This is a genomic window from Pseudobacillus badius (genome assembly GCF_002189605.1).
Lineage (GTDB): Bacteria > Bacillota > Bacilli > Bacillales > Domibacillaceae > Pseudobacillus > Pseudobacillus badius.
Map to the genome: position 1 here is coordinate 67626 of NZ_MWMM01000005.1, position 23695 is coordinate 91320.

22 protein-coding genes and 1 riboswitch are annotated in these 23695 nt (G+C 45.7%); of the genes, 14 read left to right on the forward strand and 8 right to left on the reverse strand.

Going from position 1 to position 23695, the window contains the following annotated elements; translation table 11 throughout:
- Window positions 1-782: 782 nt before the first annotated feature.
- Window positions 783-1775 carry a LacI family DNA-binding transcriptional regulator gene (locus B1A98_RS10975; RefSeq protein ID WP_063385953.1) on the reverse strand — a complete coding sequence of 331 codons (993 nt, stop codon included), beginning with the start codon at window positions 1773-1775 and terminating at the stop codon, window positions 783-785.
- A gap of 210 nt (window positions 1776-1985) precedes the next feature.
- On the opposite strand from B1A98_RS10975, the gene B1A98_RS10980 reads away from it, so the two are divergent.
- Window positions 1986-3167 carry a multidrug effflux MFS transporter gene (locus B1A98_RS10980; RefSeq protein ID WP_063386019.1) on the forward strand — a complete coding sequence of 394 codons (1182 nt, stop codon included), beginning with the start codon at window positions 1986-1988 and terminating at the stop codon, window positions 3165-3167.
- A gap of 264 nt (window positions 3168-3431) precedes the next feature.
- The gene (gene wrbA, locus B1A98_RS10985) at window positions 3432-4043 is read left to right on the forward strand and encodes an NAD(P)H:quinone oxidoreductase (RefSeq protein ID WP_063385954.1); all 612 of its coding nucleotides are present in this window, start codon (window positions 3432-3434) and stop codon (window positions 4041-4043) included.
- A gap of 100 nt (window positions 4044-4143) precedes the next feature.
- On the opposite strand, the gene B1A98_RS10990 is transcribed toward wrbA, so the two are convergent.
- The gene (locus B1A98_RS10990) at window positions 4144-4935 is read right to left on the reverse strand and encodes a TIGR00266 family protein (RefSeq protein WP_041100560.1); all 792 of its coding nucleotides are present in this window, start codon (window positions 4933-4935) and stop codon (window positions 4144-4146) included.
- Between the two features lie 103 nt (window positions 4936-5038).
- Complete coding sequence (locus B1A98_RS10995; RefSeq protein WP_063385955.1) at window positions 5039-5647, reverse strand: hypothetical protein; 609 nt, start codon at window positions 5645-5647, stop codon at window positions 5039-5041.
- Window positions 5648-6000: 353 nt separating this feature from the next.
- Between B1A98_RS10995 and B1A98_RS11000 the strand changes: the two genes are divergently transcribed.
- The 6 genes from B1A98_RS11000 (at window position 6001) to B1A98_RS11025 (ending at window position 12326) form a co-directional block, all read left to right on the forward strand.
- Entirely contained in the window at window positions 6001-8100 is a 2100-nt protein-coding gene (locus B1A98_RS11000; protein WP_063385956.1) for a methyl-accepting chemotaxis protein, read from the forward strand.
- A gap of 172 nt (window positions 8101-8272) precedes the next feature.
- Window positions 8273-9238 carry a cation diffusion facilitator family transporter gene (locus tag B1A98_RS11005; protein WP_063385957.1) on the forward strand — a complete coding sequence of 322 codons (966 nt, stop codon included), beginning with the start codon at window positions 8273-8275 and terminating at the stop codon, window positions 9236-9238.
- Between the two features lie 69 nt (window positions 9239-9307).
- Window positions 9308-9405: riboswitch (guanidine-I (ykkC/yxkD leader) on the forward strand.
- 60 nt (window positions 9406-9465) lie between these two features.
- Window positions 9466-9804 (forward strand): DMT family transporter, encoded by a 339-nt coding sequence (locus tag B1A98_RS11010; protein WP_063385958.1) that lies wholly within the window; start codon window positions 9466-9468, stop codon window positions 9802-9804.
- Window positions 9801-10115, forward strand: coding sequence for a DMT family transporter (locus B1A98_RS11015; protein ID WP_063385959.1), 315 nt, complete (start codon window positions 9801-9803; stop codon window positions 10113-10115). The genes B1A98_RS11010 and B1A98_RS11015 overlap by 4 nt, the downstream gene beginning before the upstream one ends.
- Before the next feature lie 226 nt (window positions 10116-10341).
- Entirely contained in the window at window positions 10342-11352 is a 1011-nt protein-coding gene (locus B1A98_RS11020) for an ABC transporter substrate-binding protein (RefSeq protein WP_041100574.1), read from the forward strand.
- Between the two features lie 290 nt (window positions 11353-11642).
- Window positions 11643-12326, forward strand: a complete 684-nt coding sequence (locus tag B1A98_RS11025) for a hypothetical protein (protein WP_063385960.1) — start codon at window positions 11643-11645, stop codon at window positions 12324-12326.
- Window positions 12327-12383: 57 nt separating this feature from the next.
- Here B1A98_RS11025 and B1A98_RS11030 read toward each other — a convergent pair whose 3' ends face one another.
- From B1A98_RS11030 to B1A98_RS11040, 3 genes are all read right to left on the reverse strand, one after another.
- Complete coding sequence (locus B1A98_RS11030; protein WP_063385961.1) at window positions 12384-12866, reverse strand: hypothetical protein; 483 nt, start codon at window positions 12864-12866, stop codon at window positions 12384-12386.
- 117 nt (window positions 12867-12983) lie between these two features.
- Window positions 12984-14174: a chromate transporter gene (locus tag B1A98_RS11035; RefSeq protein ID WP_063386020.1), complete on the reverse strand. Its 1191-nt coding sequence runs from the start codon at window positions 14172-14174 to the stop codon at window positions 12984-12986.
- A gap of 31 nt (window positions 14175-14205) precedes the next feature.
- Entirely contained in the window at window positions 14206-14514 is a 309-nt protein-coding gene (locus B1A98_RS11040) for a PadR family transcriptional regulator (protein ID WP_063385962.1), read from the reverse strand.
- Window positions 14515-14920: 406 nt separating this feature from the next.
- Here B1A98_RS11040 and B1A98_RS11045 point away from each other — a divergent pair, with 406 nt between their 5' ends.
- Window positions 14921-15982, forward strand: a complete 1062-nt coding sequence (locus B1A98_RS11045; protein WP_063385963.1) for a DUF5105 domain-containing protein — start codon at window positions 14921-14923, stop codon at window positions 15980-15982.
- A 13-nt stretch (window positions 15983-15995) separates the two neighbouring features.
- The gene (locus tag B1A98_RS11050) at window positions 15996-17135 is read left to right on the forward strand and encodes a TcaA second domain-containing protein (RefSeq protein WP_082028235.1); all 1140 of its coding nucleotides are present in this window, start codon (window positions 15996-15998) and stop codon (window positions 17133-17135) included.
- A 26-nt stretch (window positions 17136-17161) separates the two neighbouring features.
- Here the strand turns inward: B1A98_RS11050 and B1A98_RS11055 are convergent, their stop codons facing one another.
- Window positions 17162-17647, reverse strand: coding sequence for a GNAT family N-acetyltransferase (locus tag B1A98_RS11055; RefSeq protein ID WP_158286031.1), 486 nt, complete (start codon window positions 17645-17647; stop codon window positions 17162-17164).
- Window positions 17628-18263, reverse strand: coding sequence for a TetR/AcrR family transcriptional regulator (locus tag B1A98_RS11060; RefSeq protein WP_063385964.1), 636 nt, complete (start codon window positions 18261-18263; stop codon window positions 17628-17630). The genes B1A98_RS11055 and B1A98_RS11060 overlap by 20 nt, the downstream gene beginning before the upstream one ends.
- A 117-nt stretch (window positions 18264-18380) precedes the next feature.
- Here B1A98_RS11060 and B1A98_RS11065 point away from each other — a divergent pair, with 117 nt between their 5' ends.
- From B1A98_RS11065 to B1A98_RS11080, 4 genes are all read left to right on the forward strand, one after another.
- Window positions 18381-18914: a hypothetical protein gene (locus tag B1A98_RS11065; RefSeq protein WP_063385965.1), complete on the forward strand. Its 534-nt coding sequence runs from the start codon at window positions 18381-18383 to the stop codon at window positions 18912-18914.
- A gap of 96 nt (window positions 18915-19010) precedes the next feature.
- Complete coding sequence (locus B1A98_RS11070; protein ID WP_063385966.1) at window positions 19011-21059, forward strand: transporter substrate-binding domain-containing protein; 2049 nt, start codon at window positions 19011-19013, stop codon at window positions 21057-21059.
- Window positions 21056-22432, forward strand: coding sequence for a sigma-54-dependent transcriptional regulator (locus B1A98_RS11075; RefSeq protein ID WP_063385967.1), 1377 nt, complete (start codon window positions 21056-21058; stop codon window positions 22430-22432). The genes B1A98_RS11070 and B1A98_RS11075 overlap by 4 nt, the downstream gene beginning before the upstream one ends.
- Window positions 22433-22674: 242 nt before the next feature.
- Window positions 22675-23679: a TAXI family TRAP transporter solute-binding subunit gene (locus tag B1A98_RS11080; protein ID WP_063385968.1), complete on the forward strand. Its 1005-nt coding sequence runs from the start codon at window positions 22675-22677 to the stop codon at window positions 23677-23679.
- The last annotated feature ends 16 nt before the right edge of the window (window positions 23680-23695 follow it).

Consider the following 23695-nt stretch of genomic DNA (forward strand, 5'->3'; position numbering starts at 1 on the left):
AAAGCTGTGCAGTGAACAGCTTTCTGGACGCCTCTTAAAAAATAGAAATGGTTATGGTCTTAGTTCTTATCATTCCTTTCATTAGGGAGCCTCGTGTCCTTTAAAGAGAACAGCATCTGAATAAAATAGCCGTTGGCCGTCATCTATGCAGTGACGGCCAACGGCTATTTTTTGGATGAAGGAGCCAAAAATAAAAGCGGAAAAAAGTCGAATTATAAGTTCAGCGCAAAGATTTTTTGCGAAAAAACGAAAAGGAAATCTGCACAAAGGGTTGTCTGGCTGAAGAAAACAACGAGTTATTTCCCGGTTTTTTTTCAAAAGGAAGGGCTGAAAAGCGAACAAATCGGCTGGAAGTCAGTTCAGGATATGTATGATTTATTCATTTTTTATGCACTGTCATTCATAATATATGCATAAAAAATGAATAAGGATTGCTGGAAGGTATAGTGATTAATATTTTAAAATAGAAATCAACGTAATAGACTTGTCGAATCGTGTTAAACAAACGCTAAGAGCTGCCTGGCTAGTTTGGTTCGCCAGCTTGATAACGGGGAGGAGAGAAAAGAATAAAGGAATTCGGTACACGCGAAAAGCCTTGTTATGACTGTGTTTGGAACCGGTTCTGTAAAAATGGATAAAAAATCGATTTTTGTTCCAAAATTAAGGAACCGGTTCCGAAAAGAAGGATAAAAATATGCCCCGGCTGGCTGAAAGGGGAGGGAAACTCTTTGCTAATCAACTAGTTGTCCTCTCTTCTGCTATACATGAGATGAATATAGCAATCAGCCAGGGGCAAAGCGCTTGTCGACACTTTCTCTTGCGATAATTTCAAAGCCTGAATAAATGAGCTTGGGGATGTCTTCCCCATTGGCCAATTTGATTATGTGACGGGCAGCTTTTTCACCGGCTTCGATGAAATGGAGCTTCACTGTTGTTAAAGCGGGATTCATCATCTCGGTAATGCTGTAGCCGCCAAATCCGGTGACTGAGATGTTAGCCGGGACATGCATCCCCTTTTGGTAGGCAGCTTTGACCGCACCGATGGCGATGTCGTCTGTTGCACAAATTAGAGCAGAAGGAAAGTAGCCTTCAAAAACCGCAAGTGCGCCTTCGGCTGCTTCTTTCATCGTAAAGCCGGTTTCGAAAAAATGCACTTCACAGCCGTTCGCTTCTCTTACTGCCCGCTTAAAACCTTCTTTTCTATTGATGCCGATGGCGATATTTTGTTCGCTGACTCCCAGAAACGCCAGACGCCTATGGCCCTGTTCAATAATGTATTTTCCGATGGCGTAGCCGGCTTCTTCATCATTGTGAACGAGACTGTGCACTTCTTCGTGCTGCTGGCCGACAAGGAGGACAGGGATAGCGATTTCCTCAAAGGCCTGCAAGTGCGCCTCTGTAATTTCCGTAGCCAGTAAAATAATGCCGGCAACCTTTTGCTTTGCCAGCCTATAAATAAGTTCAAGCTCGCGGGCCAGATTTTGATTGGTGTTTGACACCAGCATGTGGCTATTCCACTTGCGTAATTCATTGTCAATGCCAGCCAGAATTTGTGACGTTTCGTATGAGTCGAGGCCGGGGACGATCGTGCCGATCATATTGGTTTTCTTTGCCTTTAAGCTTTGGGCAAAGGTGTTAGGTGTGTAGCCTGTTTCCTCAATAATCGCTTCGAGCCTTTTTTTCATTTGTTCGCTGACAGAACCGCCGTTTAAGTACCGGGATACAGTGCTTTTTGCTACGCCGGCAAGCTTCGCAATATCCGCGATGGTTTTCATTTTCTCATCCCCTATGTCTCTTTCTATCGGTTCCTATTATACACTATTCTAAATTTAGGCAGAAAGGATGAATCCTTGTTGGGACGGCTAGTGTATAGAAACGACATGGTGTATGATGGAAAAAAATAGATGGCGCAACCGTTATCATAGGGACAAGGAGGGGAAAGGGTGAAACAATCTGCATTAAAGCCATTGCCGCAGAAAGAGGCTATGAGACGGCCCAATCGGTTATGGATGATTGTATTGCTTGGTTCGCTGTCGGCATTTGGACCGTTATCGGTGGATATGTACTTGCCGGCTTTGCCGATTTTGGCGAATGATTTACATGCATCGGCATCTGTTGCTCAGCTTAGCTTGACCGCCTTTTTAATTGGCCTGGCGGCAGGGCAGGTAGTCGCGGGGCCTTTAAGTGATGCGAATGGGAGAAGGAAGCCGCTGATGGCGGGGCTTGTTATTTTTACGGCCGCTTCTGTTTTGTGTGTGATCATGCCTTCCATTTGGGGACTTATTGCGATGCGGTTTGTCCAAGGAACTGCGGCCGCAGCGGGAATCGTCATTTCGCGGGCGGTGATTCGGGATCTTTATTCTGGATCGGAACTGACCAAGTTCTTCGCTTTGACGATGCTGGTGAACGGGGTGGCTCCGATCGCGGCACCGGTGATCGGAGGGCAGCTGCTTTCCTTCGTGTCCTGGCCTGGTGTATTTGGTGTGCTTGCGATAGTAGGAGCGATTACTTTGTTTGCGGTATTTGCCGGCATGCCTGAAACACTTGCGGCGGAGCGGCAGTCTGCCGGGGGGATCAAACAAACCCTCTCTACTTTTAAATTATTAATGACAGACAAAGTATTTATGGGCTATTGTCTGGTGCAAGGATTTGTTATGGCGGCCATGTTCGCTTATATAGCGGGATCGCCGTTTGTGTTGCAGGACTTCTTCGGATTATCACCTCAAGCTTTTAGTTTATGCTTTGCGGTCAATGGCCTGGGCATTGTTGTTGCTACGCAAATAACCGGTCAGCTTGCCGGGAAAATCGGCGAATCCGCTTTACTGAAGGCCGGACTTGTGATGGCGCTTGGGGGCAGCGCCCTTATGCTGCTGATGCTCGCTATAGAAGCCCATTTAATAGCTGTTCTGATTCCGCTCGTGTTCGCTGTGTCAAGCGTAGGGGTCGTATCGACCACATGCTTTTCGCTAGCAATGAATAATAAGGAACAAACAGCTGGCAGCGCATCGGCATTTCTTGGCCTTATGCCTTATATTTTTGGCGCTCTGGCAGCGCCGCTTGCCGGTATTGGCGCCGGAAGCACTACTTTGCCGATGGGAATCATTATGGTCGGCTGTCACTTGGCGGCCGTGTTCTCTTACATGCTTTTATGCCGGAAAGCTCATTAAGGAAGACCCGAAAGCAAAGGCTTTCGGGTCTTCCTCTTTTAATCGGCACCGGTTTACTGTCAATCCTCCCTCCTTTATAGACTGAAATAGAACAGGTGATTTGTTCAACGTGAAGAAAAGCTGGCAATCAAGCGTGTCAGGCTCTCGTCTGAATCGTTGGAGTCGAGGCTGTTTAGCTGTTAGTCAGAGGGGGAACTTTGAGAATAGATATTGAAAAACAGGTGAAGAATGAATGTGTAATACGTGATAGAAAGGAGATGCAAAATGGAAAGTGTAAAAGCAGCCATTGTTTATTACAGCTCGACAGGCACCAATTATCAGTTGGCCAGATGGGCAGAAGAAGGAGCTAAAGCTGCAGGTGCTGAAGTAAAAGTGCTAAAGGTGCCGGAGATTGCGCCGCCGGAGGCCATTGAATCAAATGCAGCCTGGAAAGCTCACCATGAAGCAACGAAAGAGGTGCCTGAAGTAACCGTTGATGATCTTGTCTGGGCGGATGCCATTGTGTTCAGTGTGCCCACCCGTTTTGGAAATGTCCCTGGACAAGTGAAGCAGTTTATTGATACAACCGGAGGGGCGTGGGCGAAAGGGAAGCTGGCAAACAAGGCGGTGAGCGCGATGACGTCAGCGCAAAATCCGCATGGCGGACAGGAACAGACGATTTTGCAATTGTATACGACGATGTATCATTGGGGAGCGATCATCGCAGCACCCGGCTATACGGGAGAAGCGGTGTTTGCTGCTGGCGGCAACCCTTATGGCACCTCTGTTACAGTCGATCAGGACGGCAAAATGAAGGAAAATGTGGAAGAGGCTGTGAAGCACCAGGCGAAACGAACAGTGGCCGTTGCCAAAGCTATTAAAAGTGGCATGCAGTGAACAAAATAAGTGGTGAAAAGGGTGTCCGGAACATTGTCTGGACACCCTTTTCGTCGCTGGCGGGCTTGCAGAAGTTACAAGCCGCTGCCAGTGTGTTTCTTTAATCGTTATCGCTGAACATATTGAACAGCCCGCCGATTCCGCTTTCGTCTTTTCCTTTGCCTGTCGCTGGCATAGAGGCAAAGACACGGCTGGCCAGACGGCTGAATGGGAGTGATTGCACCCACACGGTTCCCGGGCCGCGCAATGTCGCCAAGAAAAGTCCTTCGCCGCCGAATAAGGCTGTTTTTACACCTTTTACCATTTCGATATTATAATGAACGTCTCTTGTCATTGCCACCAGGCAGCCGGTATCAATCCGCAGCACTTCGCCAGGCGCCAATGTTTTTTCATGGATCGTTCCGCCGGCATGCACAAATGCCATGCCATCGCCTTCAAGCTTTTGCATAATGAATCCTTCGCCGCCGAAGAAGCCGACACCCAGTTTGCGCTGCAGCTCAATGCCGACAGATACGCCTTTTGCGGCTGCCAGGAAGGCATCCTTTTGACAGATCACTTTTCCATTTAGCGCACTCAAGTCCATCGGAATGATTTTGCCCGGGTATGGAGAGGCGAAAGAAACATGCTTCTTTCCTTGTCCTTCATTCGTAAACGTAGTCATGAACAAGCTTTCCCCGGTTAGCACCCGTTTGCCTGCGCCAAGCAGTTTCCCCATCAATCCGCTGCCCTGGTTAGATGATCCGTCACCGAAGACAGTCTCCATTTCAATCCCATCCTCCATCATCATTAAGCTGCCTGCCTCAGCGATCACGGTTTCTTTTGGGTCCAGCTCTACTTCGACAAATTGCATATCGTCTCCATAAATCTTGTAATCAATTTCATGGTTATTCATCAAAACTCCTCCTTCTTATACAGGATAGTACGGTAATTTTTTCAAAAAGGTTTCATTCTTTTTAAAATGTTTTGTAAAAGCAGGAGCAGCGCTCAGCCATTCTTTATTCAGCGTCCGTCCATTCTATTTTGTACAACAAGGCTACTTCCATCTCCTTCAATCCTTCCGGAAGCTCCCCGTGTTCGCTGTTGAGGCTCCGCATTGTACTCTTCGATGTGCCGGCCCAGCCTGACAAGTACAGGGGCTTGTTTTTCTTTAATGTGACCTTTTCATGAATCAGGGAGCTGAATGTCCAGCCCGTTGCTTTATGACTGAATTCTGTGGAGGACAGGCCGTCTGGCGACCCCTCCAGCAGTGTGGTGGCCTGTTGATCCCCGCCCGCATCGCGCATGCCGAAAGAAATCAGTTTGTCTTTAAATTTGTTTTCCGTCTCACCATAGGAGAAGAGCATGTTTTGCTTGAACTTTCCTTTTTCATACAAAACGATGGTGTACTGAATGTCCTCCCCTTTCTTCAATGTACCGTCTAATGTGAAAAACTCGATATGGCTGACCCCTGTTTTGCTGATCAATTCTTCCTCTTTCTCGCTGAGGGGGTAAGGCGCCACTGTTAATTCCGTACTGGCTGGCGCTTGCTTTTTCTCACCAGCTGCACATCCAGCCGCCAATAATCCGACGGCAATGATAAGTCCCCGCTTTAATAGTTGTTTCATTCCGTTCTCCTTTCGCTGCTCGGTCTTTTCATATAGTATAATCCAAATGAAAAACATATGAGGAAAAATTTACTACAAATGAATGAGAGAGAGCCGGTTCCCAGCCTTTTTGTCATGGAAATGATAAAAAACTATTTGCGCCTATTAACTATTATGTATGGACAGCCGATGAATTTAGAGAACATCTTAGAAAAAAACAGGTGAAAGAGTGACGGCTGTTTTTGGGGTTGTCAGAAAAAATAGAAATCTCGCTTTTTCACTCACAGTGAACAGCTGATGACAGCACGCTTATGAATGAAGAAATGAAAAACGGGACGCGGCGTGATTAAGCCCGAAGAAGAGGAGTGAAGCAGATGGGAAAGACGAAAAGTATTGCCTGGAAATTGTCCGGACTGATTGTTGGCCTATTTTTATTGCTTTTTGTCGTGTATTCTTTTGTCACAAATACGATTCTATACAATAAAAGTGTAGAAGATTCAGAGGCATACGCGAGTGAACATGCGAAGTTATATGCAGCTGAATTAAGCCAGCGCTTTGAACAAACGAGTAACATGCTGTTCACCTCAAAGCGCGTGTTTGAAGCTTTGCATAATGATAAGAAGCTGACAGCGCAGTCTGCTTTGCGAATGATTGAGAAGAATCTTTCCGAGAACCCGAACATTTTCGGTATGGGTCTCGTTTTTGAAGAAAATGCGGTTCCGATTGAGAAAACTGTCAACAAAGAGTTAACCGATCAAACCCGCCGTTTCATCCCCTATTTATATAAAGAAGAAAGCCGCATTCAAACAGAGGCTATTCACGGCTATGAAAAGGAAGGAGAGGGCGACTGGTATTTAATTCCTAAGAAAACAGGAAGACCGGTTTTAACAGAGCCTTATGAGTATGAGGCTGGAGGTCAAACTGTCTCCATGACTACTATTTCTGTTCCGTTATTTTCCAAAGACAAGCAGTTTATTGGAGTGATGACAGCGGATTTCTCGATTGAGTTCTTAAATGATCTAGTAAGAAACATGAAGCCAGATGGCGGCTATGCCAGCATTGTGACCGATCAAGGCTTGGTGGTAGCTAACAGCATTAATGAGAAGCTAACCGGGACGAATATAGAAGAGGCGTTGGATTGGAAGACCATCCGCTCCCACTTAGGCGAGCGCAAAGCCGATACGTTATATGTGGATTCCAAGCAGCTCAAGGAAAAGGCGTTTAATACATTTGCTCCGGTATCTGTTGAAGGAATAAATCAAATCTGGTCTGTACAGACAGTTGTTCCAAATTCGAGTATTTTGCAGACATTTAAAACGGTGTTATGGCTGACAATTGCCGCAGCTGTTTTGATGATTCTTTTAATGGCTGTCGTTTCAACCTGGTTCATTCATCGGCAGCTAAAGCCTTTAACGTACTTAAGGGAAGCCATTGAAAAAGCCGCGACGGGTGATTTAACAACTAAGATTGATCCCTCGCATATTCGTCCGGATGAAATCGGCTTAGTCGCAGAGGCCTTTAATGATATGCTCGGTAAAACGAACGAAGCGATCAATGTGGTGAAAGACTCATCTGTTCAATTAAAGGACTCTGCCGGTCAGGTGCATCACACATTTGAAGAGGTCTCTGCTGCGAGTGAACAAGTGGCGGCGGCTATTGATGAAATTGCCCAAGGCGCTTCTCAGCAGTCGATAGACACAGAGGACGCCAATCAGCTAATGGCCGGCCTTGCCGAACAAATAGATGCATTGGCTGCTCTCTCTGCTAGCATGAATCAGTTATCTGTAAAAGCTGGCCAATCAAATGAGCAAGGGCTGGCGCAGGTGCAGCTGCTGCGGGAGCACAATCAAGATACCGACCGGATGAATGAAAAGGTTCAAGAGCAGATTCAGACACTATCCGGCAAAATTGCTAATATTGACATGGTGATCGCTTCCATCCACGGCATTACAGCACAGACCAATTTGCTTGCTTTAAATGCCAGCATCGAAGCGGCGCGGGCGGGAGAACATGGAAAAGGATTCGCTGTTGTGGCTGAGGAAGTAAGAAAGCTTGCCGAGCAATCTCGCCAAGAAACGGATGTCATTCAACAAACCGTCCAGGAAATATTGGAGGAGTCCAAGCAAACAGTTGCTGTGATTACGAAAAATATTGAATTGGTAGAAGTTAAAAACCAATCGGTGCTTCATACAGAATCTTCATTTAAGGAAAACGCCGAACTTGCTAACCAGCTGGGTGAATTAGTCACGCGGCTAGCTGCAAAGCTAGATGAAATGGTGGAGTATAAAGAGAAGGCGGTCGAATCTATTCAAAGCATATCGGCTATCTCAGAGGAGACCGCCGCCTCTGCTGAACAAGTCAGCGCTTCAGCTGCCGAGCAGCAGAGAGAAACGGCGCGGGTGGCCTCATCCACAGAACAGATGAACAGTATTGCCCATGAATTGAAGGACGTGGTCAGCCGCTTTACCGTGTAAGAATTCCGCTTTTTTATTAGATCGGCGGAAGAATAGAAAACCCGGAGATTAACATAATAATGTTAATCTCCGGGTTTTCTTATATTGGTTTTCTATCTGCTGAAATGGATCGTCTGTATGGATAACTGCGGTTAAACCTGGGTAAGGCAACAAAAAAACGGGGAGGCGAATCATGGGCTTTATTCAATTATTGAAAAAAGGAAACACATCGTCAGGCATTGCAGCTATTGGCAATACAGTACTTGCTATTTTGAAAGGAATTGCCGCTGCATTCAGCGGTAGCGGGACGATGTTTGCCTCAGCTATGCATTCGCTGGCCGATGCAGTGAACCAGGGGTTTGTGTACTTCGGCAGCGCCTTGGCTGAAATGAAGCCATCTAAGCGGTTTCCGGTCGGCTTTGGACGGCTGATCAATATTTTTTGTATGGTAGCAGTGATCGTCGTAACGATTATGGCTTATGAAACAATCATGAAAGGCTGGAAGCTGTTAAAGCATCCGTCTGAGCCAAGTGACTTTCTATTGAATTTATTTGTGCTGGCAGCGGCGATTGCCGTAGATGGATTTATTTTAGTTAAAGCAATGAAGGAGATTGCAGAAGAAGCGCGTGCAGAGAAACAAGGAAACATTATCGTCACTGCTTTTAAAAATGCAGGAAAGGCTTCTCCTGCTACACGGTTAGTATTTTATGAAGATTTAGTGGCCACCTCGGGAGCAGTTCTTGCTTTGCTTGGCATTATTGTTACCCAGTTTTTTGGGTTTCTGGCAGCGGATGGCGCCATTACCATATTGATCGGTTTATTGATGATCATCGTCGCTTTTCGTGTTGGTTATGACAATATGGTCGGACTGATTGGTGTCGCTGCGCCCACGGAGGTAGAAAATAAGATGGCTGGCATTCTGCTGGCTGACCCGGATGTTGTCGATATTTATAAGATGAGAATGATTCAGGAGGGACGGATTTATCACATTGATGGGATTGTCGAGTTGAGAAAAGGCCTCTCGCTCGCTCAGGCGGATGATATTAAATTCCGGGTGATGGACCGGCTGCTCCGCGAACCTGAAGTGGCCGATGTCACTCTCGGCATCATTGAAGATGACGAGAAAAGACATTGGAAAGAGGTGTCTGAGCCGACCTGATTCTTTTCAAAAAGATCATTGACCGTCCAATTATTTGTTGCTAAAGTTAAAAACATAACGACTTGAATAGTTTATGCTTTCTAGGGTTCCGCGGATGCTTCCGGCCTGGTCCGAGAGAAGGCGCACAGAGCTGTTCTGTGACACGGAGGGATAAAAGCCCGGGAGATTACCACAATGAGATTGTGTAATCTTTCGGGCTTTTTTGTTTTCAAAAGGAGGAAAAATGGATGACGAAAGAATGGGTTAAAGTATTTTTTGCGGCTTTCTTCGAAGTCTTCTGGGTAATTGGCTTAAAGCATGCCGACGGTCCATGGGAATGGGCAGGAACGGCCATCGCTATTGCTATCAGCTTTTATGCATTAATCGCGGCCGGCAATAAGCTGCCGGTCGGCACTGTATACGCTGTGTTTGTCGGACTAGGAACAGCTGGCACGGTTTTATCAGAAATTCTCTTTTTTGGCGAACCCGTCAAGGCGGCCAAGCTTGTGCTGATCCTTGTGCTGCTTATCGGAGTGATCGGTTTAAAGCTTGTGACAGATGAAACGGAAGGAGAGAGGTCTTCATGAGCTGGTTTTATCTTATTCTTGCGGGAATTTTTGAAATGATGGGAGTGGCGATGATTAACAGTCTTCATAAAAATAAAAACTGGCAATCATTCGTTCTTATGGCCGCTGGCTTTGGCGCAAGCTTTCTTTTTCTTGCTTTAGCGATGGAGACACTGCCCATGGGAACAGCCTACGCTATTTGGACAGGCATCGGTGCTTCAGGCGGCGCAATTTTAGGAATGCTGCTATATGGGGAGTCCAAAGACTGGAAGCGAATAGCTTGCATTGCCATCGTGCTCGGAGCCGCCGTCGGTTTGAAGCTTGTGTCCTAAAAGAGAGAGGTCCCATATGCTCCTAAAATAGATTGCTTCTTCTGGGCTGATTGGAATGAAGGCGGCAACTCCTGCAGAAGGCGTCCGCTGGAATGAAGATCAGCCTGTTTGAAAGAAGGTTCTTTCTTAAATTAATGATTGTATCTTTCTGTAAAGGCATGGTACTATCGTAATATAAAAAATATTTTGAAAATAAAAACAGTTTTAGGGTCTAGGAGGAGAACGAATGAAAAAGTGGCTACTGGGAGTTATGCTCGGCTTGCTGCTCGTGTTAGCAGCGTGCAGCTCGGACGGCAACGAAAGCGGAGGCGGTGCTGAGGGGGAAGGCACCTCCAAAAAGAAAGATGTGAAGGTAGGAATCACCCAACTGGTAGAGCACCCATCCTTAGATGGAGCGAGAGAAGGATTTATTGAAGCATTGAAGGATGCGGGGTATGAAGAAGGAAAGAACTTAACGCTTGATTATCAAAATGCGCAAGCGGATGTAAATAATAATATGACCATTGCACAAAAGCTTGTGAATGATGGGAATGATTTAATTTTAGCGATTTCTACGCCAAGCGCTCAGGCGGCTTTGCAAGCAACGAAGGATATTCCGGTTTTATTTACGGCGATTACTGACCCTGTCAGCGCTAAGCTCGTCAAAAGCATGGAAGAGCCGGGCGGAAATGTCACAGGCACATCGGACACTCATCCGGAAGCTATTAAAAACACAATTGCTTCTATTAAAGAGTTTTTCCCTGATGCTAAAAAAGTAGGGATTATTTATAATTCAGGCGAGCCAAATTCTGTAGTCAACGTGGATAAAGCGAAAAAAGCGCTGAAGGAAAATGGTATGGAGGCCGTGGAAGTGACAGTTTCCGCTAGCTCGGAGGTCAAGCAGGCAGCCGAAACGCTGGTTGGACGGGCTGATGTTTTGTATATTCCGAAAGACAATACAGTTGTTTCTGCTCTTGAATCAGTCCTGACGGTGGCCAATGCGAAGAAGATCCCGGCATTTGTCGGAGAAAGCGATTCAGTCAAGCGCGGCGGATTTGCCTCCTACGGGTTTGAATACCATGACCTTGGCTATTCAACGGGAAAAATGGCTGTTGACATTCTTGAAGGGAAAAAACCGAGCGACATTCCGGTAGGCGTTCCTGAAAATCTGGAGCTGGTCGTCAACAAGAAAACGGCCGATCTTCTTGGAGTCAAATTAACAGAGGAACAGCAAAAGAAAGCAAAAATAGTAGAATAAAAATCTTGCATCCAGACCGCCGCAGCACTCCATGATATTTGAGTGCTGCGGCGGTCTTTGGCTTTCATGCCCCTTCACAGAATAATTAAATATGCTGCCAGTTCATTTAATTTTTTAAAACCTTTTTCGTTATGATCCGTATGATTAAATAATCCGGAAAGAGGCAACGATGAATAAAAGTCGCAAGATCGAGGGTAAGAGAAAACAGTTGCTGCATATACTTAGCAAGAACGGGGAAAAGTTGATAGCGGCGAGCTAGCAATCTTAGGAAAGGGTAGAGGGGCAATCTTGTGAAAGAATTCCACTGGGAAGAAGCTATACCATTAATTGAAGAAATTGAGGTGCAGGCGGGAGAAGGAAATGTGCCGGTAACGATAAGGAACATGCCTGACCAATTGCATTGTGCAGGCATAGGAACGGATGCTGCTGTATTTGTTCATGCGTCTAGTCCAAGCTATGCATTTAAAGTGTATGCGGAGGGCAAGGAGCAAACGAAAGTCAATGAAGTCGCTGCGTATAAGAAGCTGGCCGGCTCTTCCTGCTATCCCGTTTTTTATGGGGAAGGAAGCCGATTCATTGTGATTAGCTTCGAGCCGGGCATGAATTTATACGACTGCCTCGCGACAGGCACCTATATTCCTCCCGAAGCCATCGAACAAGTGGATCAGGCAATAGAAGAGGCCGAGCAGACTGGCTTAAACCCGCGGGATATTCATTTAAAGAATATTATTCTGCAAGATGGCGGAATTAAGCTGATTGACGTCTCGGAATATGTAAAGCCAGGAAGTGACCGGAGATGGGAGCACTTAAAAGAAGCCTATAAGCTCTATTATCCGCTTATCGCTTCCAAACCCATTTCTCCAAAGTTTATGGAATTTGTTAAGATGCACTATGAACGGCAGAAGCATAACAATTTCTCTCCAGGGCGATTCGGAAGGATGTTCGCTGCTTGGCTGGAAAAAGAGAAAAGATAAAGGCAAAAAGAGCCTGCCCCAAGGGGAACAGGCTCTTTCAAAGCATATTGCAAGAACTTAGGAGTTTGAAGCTGTTTTTTCTTGGAACGCGTTTAATTTTTCTATCGTCTTCGTAAGTAAGGGTTTGATTTTTTCAGCATCGGGCTGATCCTTTTTTGTTTCATCAATGAGAGGATACAGGCTTTCTTCAATATTCTTATAGTCCTCTGGATGTGCTTCTTCTACTTGTTCTTCAATGGCATCCCATTTTTCCTCTGCTTTTTTTCCGGAAGCTTGTAATTGAGCAGCATTCTGGGGGGCGGTATCTATAGCGCTTTGCAGTTCTTCCAGAGCAATAGATACTTCTTCCAAGCCGCCGGACAGATCAACCGGTTTCTCTTTCTCCTCTTGTTCTCCTGCTTCCTCTGTTATCACCGGTTCTTTAGCTGTGTCTGTACTTGTTGAAGCAGGCTCGGCTGCTTCGTCTTTTTTAGAGCCGCAGCCGGCAGCTGTCAGCAGCATAACAGTCATAACTGCAAGTAAATAAATAGGCGTTTTCATGTCATTCCTCCTTTTTCTCCTATCATTCCCAGCTGATTTGTCTTTAAACGGAGAAGGATGAATTCATAAGTCCTATTGAAATATTGAATAAGTTGTTTCTCTTTTTATCGATAAAAACTAGATTGGCAGGAAAGGGAAGATGAATCCCCCAGCAGCACCGGTCAGCACAACAACCCAAGGCGGGAGCTTCCAATAGGCAAGCATGCTGAACAGGATAGCCGCAAAAGCAAAATCGGCTGGTTTCAATACGGAGCTTGTCCAGATCGGATCATAAAAAGCAGCGATCAAAATGCCAACTACAGCCGCATTTACCCCCATTAGAGCCCCTTGCACATGCGGGTTGCGGCGGAGTGTATTCCAAAAAGGCAAGGTTCCCAGGATAAGTAAAAAAGCGGGCAAGAAAATCGCAAATGTCGCAATCAATCCGCCTTTCCAGCCGCTAATAACAGCGCCGATATAGGCTGAAAAAGTAAAGAGTGGTCCAGGAACAGCTTGGGCCGCTCCGTAGCCTGCCAGAAATTGCTCAGCGCTCAGCCAGCCTCCGGGAACAAATTCTCTTTCTAATAAAGGCAAAACAACGTGCCCGCCGCCAAACACTAATGAACCTGCCCGATAGAAGCTGTCTGTCATCGCCAGCCAGTTCCATGAAACCATTTCCCTTAAGAGCGGAAGAGCAAAGAGCAAGCCGAAGAACAGACCAAGGCAGATGGCCCCGAACTTCCGGGATAAAGGGAAGGACAATGTGGAGCGTTCTGTGCTGTTTGTCTGCTTATATACAAGGTAGCCGGCTATTCCGCTAATCACAATAACGAGTACCTGTGAGAGGGAACTTTGCCAAAGCAGCGTACCAGTTAAAGCTGCTAATACAATCGCCTTTCGGGTTAGATCAGGCGCCAGCTTTCCAGCCATTCCGGCAATTGCATGAGCAACGACTGCTACGGCGACAAGCTTTAACCCATGGATCCAGCCGGCACTCTCCATATCCATTCCTTGCAAAGCAAGCGCAAAGATCATTAAAGCAAGGACAGAGGGAAGGGTAAAGCCAATGAAAGCAAGAATCCCTCCAATGACTCCCGCACGCATCACCCCGATGCCAATGCCAACCTGACTGCTCGCTGGCCCAGGAAGAAATTGGCACAGAGCGACTAAATCAGCGTAATCTTTCTCGTTCAGCCACTTTCTGCGGCGGACGTATTCTTCATGGAAATAGCCCAAGTGCGCAACCGGCCCGCCGAAGGAAGTGAAGCCCAGCCGGGTGGAAATAAGCAGAATTTCCATGAGCTGGCTTATGCTAGTTTTTTTCTTCATGTTATTCACTCGATCAAACTCCTTTCCAGTTTCAATCCCGAATTTCTTTAAACAGCTCAAAGGCTTTTTGTCGTGCTTCTGCAAGGATGGTTTCGCCCCTGGCAGTCGTTGTATAATATTTGCGGATTTTCCCCTCGACTAGTTTGTCTTCACGATGTAAAAGACCGTCACGTTCCATCGAGTGCAAGATTGGATAAAGAGTGCCGGGGCTGATCGTATACCCATGCCCCCTCAGCTCCTCTACCATCCAAGCCCCGAAAACCGGATGCTCCTTTGCGTGATGCAAAATGTGGATATGAATAAACCCTAAAAATAACTTGCGCAGCACTTTTTCTTCCAAAGGAAGGTCCCTCCTTAATTTTAAATTATCAATTACGGAAATCGATATCGAAAATCATAATCAATTATAATCAACAACGAAAAGTAAATCTATGAGGTGCGGGAGATTTTACAAAACCTTTACAAACCTAGAAAAGAGATAGAGAAGGCACCCAAAGAAGAAAGAGTTTTAATTATAAAATTGGTAATGTATGACAAAAATAGTGTTTGATCAGGAAAATATCATCAAGAATTTTTGCATATTTTACAGAATATAGTTAAATAGACCTTATAAGTGTGAGGAACCTTTGTCAAAACAGGAAGAAATCCCCGCGGATTCCATCTTGTTCTATTGAAATTGATTAACTATTATGGAAAGAGGAGAAAAAATACCAAGAAAAAGCAACTTGTGTAGAGGGGAGAATACAATGAATAAAAAGATTGGTATATTCGCATTCATGCTTTCTATTATGCTTGTACTGGCTGCATGCGGCGGGTCAGGCACTAAGGAGGCCAGCGGGGAAACAGGAAAAAGCAAGGTAGCGGAGGTTTCTATTGATAAAGCAGAATTTATCCTGGCAGGAGATGACGGAGAAGCCGAAGAAGAGACAGCGGGGATGCTGCTTGTCGATTTAAAGGTAAAAAATGATTCTAAATCTTCTATTAATGTATCTTCATATGATGGTGTGTATTTATATGACGGTGATGAACAGCTGAGCCCGGAGACATCGGTCTATGCGCGGGGAATTGATTTAGAGACTGAAGGAAGCAGCGATATCGGTGCGGGAAAAGTAAAGACGATTCCTTTGTATTTCAATGCTGAAAAAGATAAAAAATACAAAATCGGCGTCACGCCGCGTTTATCTAAACCAGGCGAAGAAGCAGAAGAGATTATGCTTGAACTTGATACGAAAAAATATGCAAAAAGCTTTAATGAACTTCAAGATCCAGCAAAAGCATTAACAGCTTACATTGACGTTATTTATCTTGGGAAAGACAATGAAGATTATGAAAAGCTTGTAACTGCCGATAAAGAAGCTGTTCAAGAAGAAGCAAAAACTGGATTTAAGAAGCAGCTTGATCTTTCGTTGCCGGATGCGACAACTGATGCGGATATCGACAAGTATTATAACAGCTATAAGTCAGCTCTTGGAGAAAAAGCTACAGTAGAAGCGAAGACTACGGCTAAAGCAGGCGATAAAGCTGTGGTGAAACTTGACTATTCGACCGTTTCAACGAATAAGCTTTATGACAAACTATACGATTATCAAAAAGAATACCGAACAAACACAGGCGGCTTTGATACAGAAAAAGAAAAACAATACGCTCTTTCTAAATTCGATGCAGCAGTTCAATCGTTAGAAGTAGCTAAAAGCCAGCACGGAGCAGAGATCAAGATGGTGAAAAAGGATGGAAAGTGGACAGTAGACACTTCTGATCATTATGCTGATTATCTGGTTCAGGCGTTTGGTGAAGGAAAAGCTTACTAAATAGGAGAGAGCTATGAATAAAAAAAGCTTGATTATTATTCCGGCTGTGATTCTTCTTCTTGTAATTGGCGGTGTATTTTTTGCCTTGAAGCAGTCTGCATCACCGGAAAAGACGGTAGATGTATTAAAAAAAGCGGTGGCAGACGATGATCCTGCTCTCTTGCAAGACGTCATTGTAACTGACAATAAGCAGGCGGCTGTTAATAAGACAGCTGTCCAGGCGCTGATTGCTTATTTAAAAGAAAACAGCAGCAGTTATGATGCGATTAAGGAAGGGCTTGAGGAACAAATCAACGAAGGTGACTATACATCAACGTCCCAGCAAATTTCCTTAACAGAAGACGGAAAAAAGTGGGGTCTGTTTCCTCAATATAAATTGAAAGTAAAAACAGCCGTCATTAAGGTAACAGGCCAGAATGAGGATGACCGGGTGAGCTTGACGGCCGGCAAGTCGGACCAAGCGATTAAAAAGCAGAAGGACAATAAATATGGTCCTGTTATTCCGGGCATCTATCAGTTAAAGGTGAAAGTGATCAATGATTTAGGCACATTTGAGAAAAAAGAGAAAAAGGAAGTATGGGGCAGCTCAGAAGTGAGTGTAGTCATTGACAGCAACGCACTGGCGAGTTCCGATAAAGGCGTGCAGAAAGCTGTCATGAAAGCCATGGATATGTTTAATAATGATATCGTGGTCTATCAAACATCAGGCTTTGATAAAACCAAGCTGACCAATGTGACAGATGAAGTGCTGGAAGGATCTTTATCGCTTCAGGAAAGCTTTGAAGCGGTGAAGGATTATATCGATGAGATTCATGCCCAGTACGAAGGAGCTGTCGTCAATCTGGATGACCTGTCTGTTCACCACTTTGATGGACGGTGGTCTGCTGATGTCACGGCCCTTACTGCTTATAATAATAAAGTGAAATATCGCAACGTCCAAGAATTTGAGGATACTTCTTTTAAGTCGGTGAACACGTATTCTTTATTCTATGATCAATCAAAGAAGAAGTGGCTCATCAATGATGTGAAAAGCCGTGAACCAGGCAACCAGGAAGCAGACTATTGGAAGAACAAACAAGAAATGAAAATGAGCAGCCCGCCTGTTCTGAAGTGGAAGAGGGAAGGCAGTCCGGGAACCGAGGTTCCATTATAAAAAAAGCAGCTTTGGAAACCAGGTTTTCAAAGCTGCTTTTTTTCTTTTGAGAAGAAAGTAAGTGAAAGGTTTTCCGGAGTAACGACTTTCTTTACTTCTTTAAAGCCTTGCTGCTTATATAGTTCGACAGCTGGAAGATTATCAGTGCCGGTTGCAACGATGATTTCTTTTTGGCCGGCAGCCAGCTGTTCCACGTACCCGATAAGAGCCCGGGCTACACCTTGCCTGAAGAAATGCCGGGCGACCATCAAACGGTGAATATCAAGCGCGTCATCCGTTATTTTAAAGGAAATGGCTCCAGCAAGCTGGCCGTCGATAAACCCGCCGTAAAACGTTTCGCCGCATTGTTGGAGGCAGGCAGCTGTTTCTTTTAAGGGAGGCAAGTCCCAGCACTTAATTAGTTCTGCTTCAGCTTCATAAGCTGGAATCTGGATCTGCCACACCTGCTGCGCTGTCTCTGCCTCAGTAATATCAAGTTCTTGAATCAATAGCTTACGATTTTTCTTCCTCATCTTTGCACCCCCCTGACGTTTGATCATCCTGTTCTTTCAAAATCAAATCAATTTGGCTAGAAAGCACATCTATAAGCCGTTCCCTGTCAACCCGATCCGGGTCCAGCAGGGCGTGGAGAGCCAGTCCGTCTACAAGGGCATACAGCCTTTCCGCCTCCAGGCTGGGATTTAAGCCGTCCTTTAAGAGATTAGCTTGATAAAGGGAATAAACCATCCGGCTGATCCCATCCCAAACCCCGTCATCTTGGGCACTGAATGGGGCATCTTTATGACGGGCGTAAGCAATAAAAGCAAACCACACCTCTGTTTCTGCCATCGTTTCTGGAGTGGCTGGAACAAGTTCCATCAAAATTTTTAAAAGAGCAGCCTTTGGCGGCAAGTTTTCTAGAACAATTTGATTAATTCGTGCCTCTGCCTGCTCCTTTACGAGTTCCATCGCATAAACAAGCAGCTCATTCTGGGTAGAAAAGTAATGGCGCAGCGCACCAAGGGAGAGGTCTGCTTCTTTAGCGATATTCCGCACTGTCGCTCCTTCCATTCCTTGCTCCAGAATAACTCGCCATGTGGCTTCAGCAATATCTTTTTTTCGTTTATCGTGATCAACTATTTTAGGCATATCCTTATCTTAGCAGGAAAAAAAGCTGGAAGCAATTTTATAATACGGTTGTATTGTAAAAAGATACATGTTAAACTGTTTTTAAATAATACAAATGTATTAAAAAGGAGAGGTTCCATGAACCTGATTGTTTGGCTAATTGTAGCGTGTGAAATTGCATTTTGGGTGGTCATTATTCTGGGGCTGGCAACAAGATATGTGTTCAAGCGCAAAAAATTAGGCCTTTTGTTTTTAGCCTTAACGCCAGTAATTGATTTAGTGCTGGTCCTTGCTACGGGGGCAGATCTATTGAATGGAGCGACTGCAACGCAGGCTCACGCGCTGGCAGCTGTATATATTGGTGTTTCTATTGGGTTTGGAAAAAGCATGATTCAATGGGCGGATGAAAGGTTTGTATATTATGTGATGAAACAAGGGCCAAAGCCGGTCAAAAAATATGGAATGGCATATGCCAAACAGTACTTTTCCGGCTGGGTCCGGCATGTGCTCGCTTATTTCATTGGGGCTGTTCTGCTGGCGGGATTAATTTTCTTGGTTGGCGACCCTTCCCGGACGGAAGCGCTAAGCGGCATATTGCGTTTTTGGTCACTCGTTTTAGGCATTGACTTTTTAATTGCCATCAGCCACTTTGTCTGGCCCAAAAAAGCATAGAAGCGAACGTGTATCGCCGGCTGCCGATGGCAGGCCGGCTAGTTTTTATCTATGTGATACAATATTGTAAAGATTCTAACAAGGAGACGCTAGACGATGATGCCCTTTTCGCTTCGATTAGCCGCAAGTTTTATTTGTGTCATTTTAATAGCCGGCATTCTGCCGTCCGCGGCTTCGGCAAACCTGATTGATCGCCCTTCCAGGCAGATCAATAAATTGCCGGCCAAAAAAGTATATCGAATTGCCGGGGAAAAGCATTTGCCGCCTTTTTCTTATATTAATAAGGAAGGAAAGTTTACGGGTTTCAGTGTGGAGTTGTTTCGCCGGATTGCTGATGAGGAAGGTGTGGAATTTCAATTTTACCCCATGAACTTCTATGAGGCGTCACAGGCGCTGAAAGCAGGAAAAGTGGATGCCATCATGGGAATGAAATATTCCGCTGAGCAAAGCGAACGGTTTCAGTTTTCCGAGCCCTATTTTACGATGGCGGATGTTCTTATTGTGCCGAAGGAGGCAACGGCGGACATCAAAAATTTAACGGACTTGCGTGAAAAAACAATCGTCATGCAGGAGGAGCCTGCTTCATTTGATCTGCTATTGAACGTAAGACGGGTGGAGTTTCAGCTGGCCCTTAATCCGCGAGATGCTTTTGATTTCTTGCTGATGGAGAGAGCGGATGCTTTCTTAACGAATAAATGGACAGCGGAATTTTATTTAAAGAGATCTGGTGAACAGGATCATTACCGCATTCTTGAGAATATCGGCGTGCCATCTGATTTCTCTGCTGTTGTCCGTCCGAGGGAAACCGAGCTATTGTCAATGATCAACGGTTCCTTGGCGCGCATGAAGGAAAATGGAGATTACCAAACGCTGTATTTACAGTGGTTCGGTTTATATCCCGATGGCCAGCTGAAAGAAATGCGCAATTGGATTATTGTTTTAGTGATCCTCATTAGCTGCGCCGTGGCAGTGCTTATCTTCGCTTATTTATGGAATAAACGGCTGCAGAGAGAAGTAGCGAGACGAACAGCCGCTCTGGCCGAGGCAAACGCCCAATTAGAAGTCCAACAGCAGGCGATTTCAGAAGCACACGCGTTTAAAACACAAATCATCCACCATATGTATTATGGAATCTTGACATTTGATGATACCTTGCAGCTTACGAGCTTGAATGAACGGGCAAAGACGATGCTGGGCATTGATAGCCAGGCTAAGGTAGTGACGGAGGATATACTTCGGCAGCCGCACATGGCCAGTATTCTCCAGCATTATAAATATTTTAAGGGACGCAAGGAAGAGCAGCTGTTTTCCGAGGAAATCACCTTTGAGGAAAAGGGGGAGAAGCGTTTTATTTTATGCCGTCTGATTCCCCTATACGAGGAAAGCGGCAAAAAGAATGGCTGTCTTCTGACATTAGCTGACCGGTCAGAAGCGAAGATGCTGGAGGAGAAGCTGGCCACACAAGAGAAGATGCGGGCACTTGGACAGCTGGTTGCCGGAGTTGCCCATGAAATCCGCAATCCGCTTACTTCGATGAAAACATTCGTGGATCTTCTGCCAAGGAAGTACGAGGACCCGGCATTTCGCCAGGAGCTGGTTAAATATGTGCCGGAAGCATTAAAACGGATGAATACGATTGTTGAATCCTTGCTTGATTATGCCCGCCCCAAGCATCCGCAAACACAAAAGCTGAAAGCAGCGGCATTTATTCAGTCAGCAGCCGATATTATTGAGCCGACGCTGAAGAAGCATCGTGTCCGCCTAGAGATTCAGGCCGATCCGCAGCTAGAGGTGATTTGTGACCCTGATCAGTTAAAGCAAGTCATGCTCAATTTGCTGTTGAATGCATTAGATGCTATGGAACAAACAGAGAAAAAACAATTAACAATTAAAGCGGCAAAGAGGAAAGGATCAGGGGTGATCCAAGTAGCGGATACAGGCATGGGCATAGATTCGCATAGCGCCCTGCAGATTTTTGAGCCATTTTATACAACAAAGCCGCATGGGGTCGGTCTTGGGTTGGCTCTTTGTTATCAGTGGATAAAGGAAAACCATGGCGATTTGCAGGTAGAGACAGAGCCAGGGAAAGGAACAGTCTTTACTATCATTTTGCCAACCGCAGAAGAAGAGGGGGAGAAAAAGTGAAACCTGTTGTCTTAATTTTAGATGATGAGCCGGCGATCGGGGCATCACTGCGGTTCGCTCTGGAAAATGAGTATAACGTGCGGGCCGTTACAGCAGTAGAGGACGCCCGAGCCATTCTGGAGAAAGACCAGGTACACGTCATGCTGCTGGATTGGCGGCTTGGGGAAGCGGACGGGCTGCAGGTCTTGGCTGAAGTGAAAGCGGATTATCCGCAGCTGTCTGTCATTATGATGACGGCTCACGGAACGATTGAATCGTCTGTTGAAGCGATAAAGCGGGGCGCTTATCACTATATTACTAAACCTTTGGATATTGATGAATTGCACTTGCTGATTGAAAAAGCGCTGGAGCATCAATCGCTGTACAGCAAGATCCGCGAGTTAAACGAAACGATTGAGAAGATTCAAGGTTATGACCAAATGATCGGCGACAGCCCGGCAATGAGAAATGTATTTTCCATCATTGAGCGAGTGAAAGATATTGATTCGAGCGTCCTTATTTTTGGAGAAAGCGGGACGGGGAAAGAGCTTGTAGCCCGCGCTTTGCACAGGCAGGGCCGGCGACGGAGCGGACCGTTCGTATCCGTGAATTGCGCCGCTATTCCCGAAGCCTTGCTGGAAAGTGAGCTGTTTGGCTATGCCAAGGGCGCATTTACCGGAGCGGCGGGCAGCCAGGAAGGAAAAGTGGCAGCCGCTGATGGCGGGACCTTGTTTCTTGATGAAATCGGCGATATGCCGGCTTCTTTGCAGGCAAAAATGCTGCGCGTATTGCAGGAGAAGGAATTGACGCCGCTTGGTTCTACAGAAGTCAAGAAGGTCAATGTGCGAATTATCAGCGCCACTAATAAAAACCTGCCAAAAATGGTGGCAGAAGGCTCTTTTCGGGAGGACTTGTTTTTCCGCCTGAATGTCATACCGATTGAACTGCCGCTGCTAAGCGAGAGAAAAGAAGATTTGCCCGTGTTAATTCCTTATTTCCTGAAAAAATATGCAGAGGAGATGCAGCGTCCGCTGCCGGTGCTTTCAGATACAGCGTGGAACCGTTTGCTCGCCTATGATTATCCGGGGAACATCCGGCAATTGAGCAATATTCTTGAGTATGCAGTTGCCATGGCCAAAGAAAAGGTGATTACTGAAGAAGATTTGCCAATTACCGTCCGTACTGAAAGCAGCTCACCTAAGCAGGCGCCTGATCCTTCTTCGGGGATTATCGCCGTGCCGGTCGGCGCCACGATGAAGGAAGCGGAAAAAATAATGATTGAGTCTATATTAAAACATTGCGGGGGAAGCCGGAAAGAAACGGCCAGAATACTCGGTATCAGCGAGCGGAGCCTGCGCAATAAGCTGCAGCTTTACAGGGAGGAGCCTATCTAACAGCTGCAGTCCTATTTGAGGCTGAGAGGATCAAGGAAGGCATCCGCCTGCAGCGGAATTGATGAAAAAACCCATCATGCTCTTTGTGAGAATGAAAAGAAAAACATGCCGGTCAGGAATAATTTGCCGCCCCTGACCGGCATTTTTTGCCGCTTTTTTGAATAAACAGTTGATTTGACTGAATTTTATTAATGGTACAAATATTGCATTATAAAGATGGAAATAGATAAAGAGGTGAGGACATGAAGCTACGTAAAGGATTTATTTTATTTTTAATGTTCGTTCTTATGAGCTTGTCTGCGTGCAGCAATTCCGCTTCGTTAGAGGACGAGAAGCAGGAGGGAAAGGCCGCAGGACCGCTGGCGGGAGAGCCGGTAACGATTTTGACAGGGGGAACATCAGGAATTTACTTTCAGCTTGGCAATGCGCTTGCCAAAATTTACGGGGAGGAGCTGGGTGCGCAGACAAGTGCACAGACCACCGGAGCCTCCGCAGAGAATACGGCTAAGCTGTCCAGAAAGAAAGCGGAGCTCGGCTTTGCAATGGCTGATACAGTAACCGATGCTTATATGGGAAAAGGCAATTTTGCGAAGGCAGGGGCGCTTTCAAACGTCCGCGCTGTTGCTTCGCTTTACCCGAACTATATGCAAATCGTTGCTCCTAAAAAGCTCGGCATTAAGACGCTTAAAGATTTAAAAGGAAAAGATCTTGCGGTTGGCGCTCTTGGAAGCGGTACCGAAATTATGGCTAAGCGGATTTTAGAAGAAGCCGGCATTACTTATGATGAGGTAAATGCAGATTTCTTATCGTTCTCGGAAGGCATTGAAGGAATTAAAAATGGCACAACTGATGTGGCTTTCCTGTCTTCCGGCTATCCAAACTCCGGAATTATGGAGCTGGCGGCCACAGATGAAGTAGAAATTATTCCGGTTCCGAAGAGCATTACGGAAAGCCTGCAAAAGAAATATCCTGCTTTTGAAGTAGGCAGCATCCCGGCCAATACGTACAAAGGAGTCAAAAAAGACAGGGAAACGGTGAAAGTCAACAATTTGCTGATTACCCATAAAGATCTTCCGGATGAAGAGGTATATTTGCTGACGAAAACATTATTTGAAAATCTTGACCAGCTTCAAAATGCTCATAGCTCAGCCAAGAACATTAAGCTGGAAAAAGCTGCAGATAAGCTGCCGCTGCCTTTGCATCCGGGTGCAGAAAAATATTTTAAAGAACAAGGCGCTTTGCAGTAAAGGAATAAAGGAGGGA

Coding starts and splice junctions, on each gene's coding strand:
- B1A98_RS11030 (WP_063385961.1), bottom strand. CDS start 12,866: ATGAAAACGCCTATTTATTTACTTGCAGTTATGACTGTTATGCTGCTG.
- B1A98_RS11035 (WP_063386020.1), bottom strand. CDS start 14,174: ATGAAGAAAAAAACTAGCATAAGCCAGCTCATGGAAATTCTGCTTATT.
- B1A98_RS10980 (WP_063386019.1), top strand. CDS start 1,986: ATGAGACGGCCCAATCGGTTATGGATGATTGTATTGCTTGGTTCGCTG.
- B1A98_RS11045 (WP_063385963.1), top strand. CDS start 14,921: ATGAATAAAAAGATTGGTATATTCGCATTCATGCTTTCTATTATGCTT.
- B1A98_RS11080 (WP_063385968.1), top strand. CDS start 22,675: ATGAAGCTACGTAAAGGATTTATTTTATTTTTAATGTTCGTTCTTATG.
- B1A98_RS10975 (WP_063385953.1), bottom strand. CDS start 1,775: ATGAAAACCATCGCGGATATTGCGAAGCTTGCCGGCGTAGCAAAAAGC.
- B1A98_RS11065 (WP_063385965.1), top strand. CDS start 18,381: ATGAACCTGATTGTTTGGCTAATTGTAGCGTGTGAAATTGCATTTTGG.
- wrbA (WP_063385954.1), top strand. CDS start 3,432: ATGGAAAGTGTAAAAGCAGCCATTGTTTATTACAGCTCGACAGGCACC.
- B1A98_RS11000 (WP_063385956.1), top strand. CDS start 6,001: ATGGGAAAGACGAAAAGTATTGCCTGGAAATTGTCCGGACTGATTGTT.
- B1A98_RS11020 (WP_041100574.1), top strand. CDS start 10,342: ATGAAAAAGTGGCTACTGGGAGTTATGCTCGGCTTGCTGCTCGTGTTA.
- B1A98_RS11005 (WP_063385957.1), top strand. CDS start 8,273: ATGGGCTTTATTCAATTATTGAAAAAAGGAAACACATCGTCAGGCATT.
- B1A98_RS11015 (WP_063385959.1), top strand. CDS start 9,801: ATGAGCTGGTTTTATCTTATTCTTGCGGGAATTTTTGAAATGATGGGA.
- B1A98_RS10990 (WP_041100560.1), bottom strand. CDS start 4,935: ATGAATAACCATGAAATTGATTACAAGATTTATGGAGACGATATGCAA.
- B1A98_RS11055 (WP_158286031.1), bottom strand. CDS start 17,647: ATGAGGAAGAAAAATCGTAAGCTATTGATTCAAGAACTTGATATTACT.
- B1A98_RS11070 (WP_063385966.1), top strand. CDS start 19,011: ATGATGCCCTTTTCGCTTCGATTAGCCGCAAGTTTTATTTGTGTCATT.
- B1A98_RS11010 (WP_063385958.1), top strand. CDS start 9,466: ATGACGAAAGAATGGGTTAAAGTATTTTTTGCGGCTTTCTTCGAAGTC.
- B1A98_RS10995 (WP_063385955.1), bottom strand. CDS start 5,647: ATGAAACAACTATTAAAGCGGGGACTTATCATTGCCGTCGGATTATTG.
- B1A98_RS11050 (WP_082028235.1), top strand. CDS start 15,996: ATGAATAAAAAAAGCTTGATTATTATTCCGGCTGTGATTCTTCTTCTT.
- B1A98_RS11060 (WP_063385964.1), bottom strand. CDS start 18,263: ATGCCTAAAATAGTTGATCACGATAAACGAAAAAAAGATATTGCTGAA.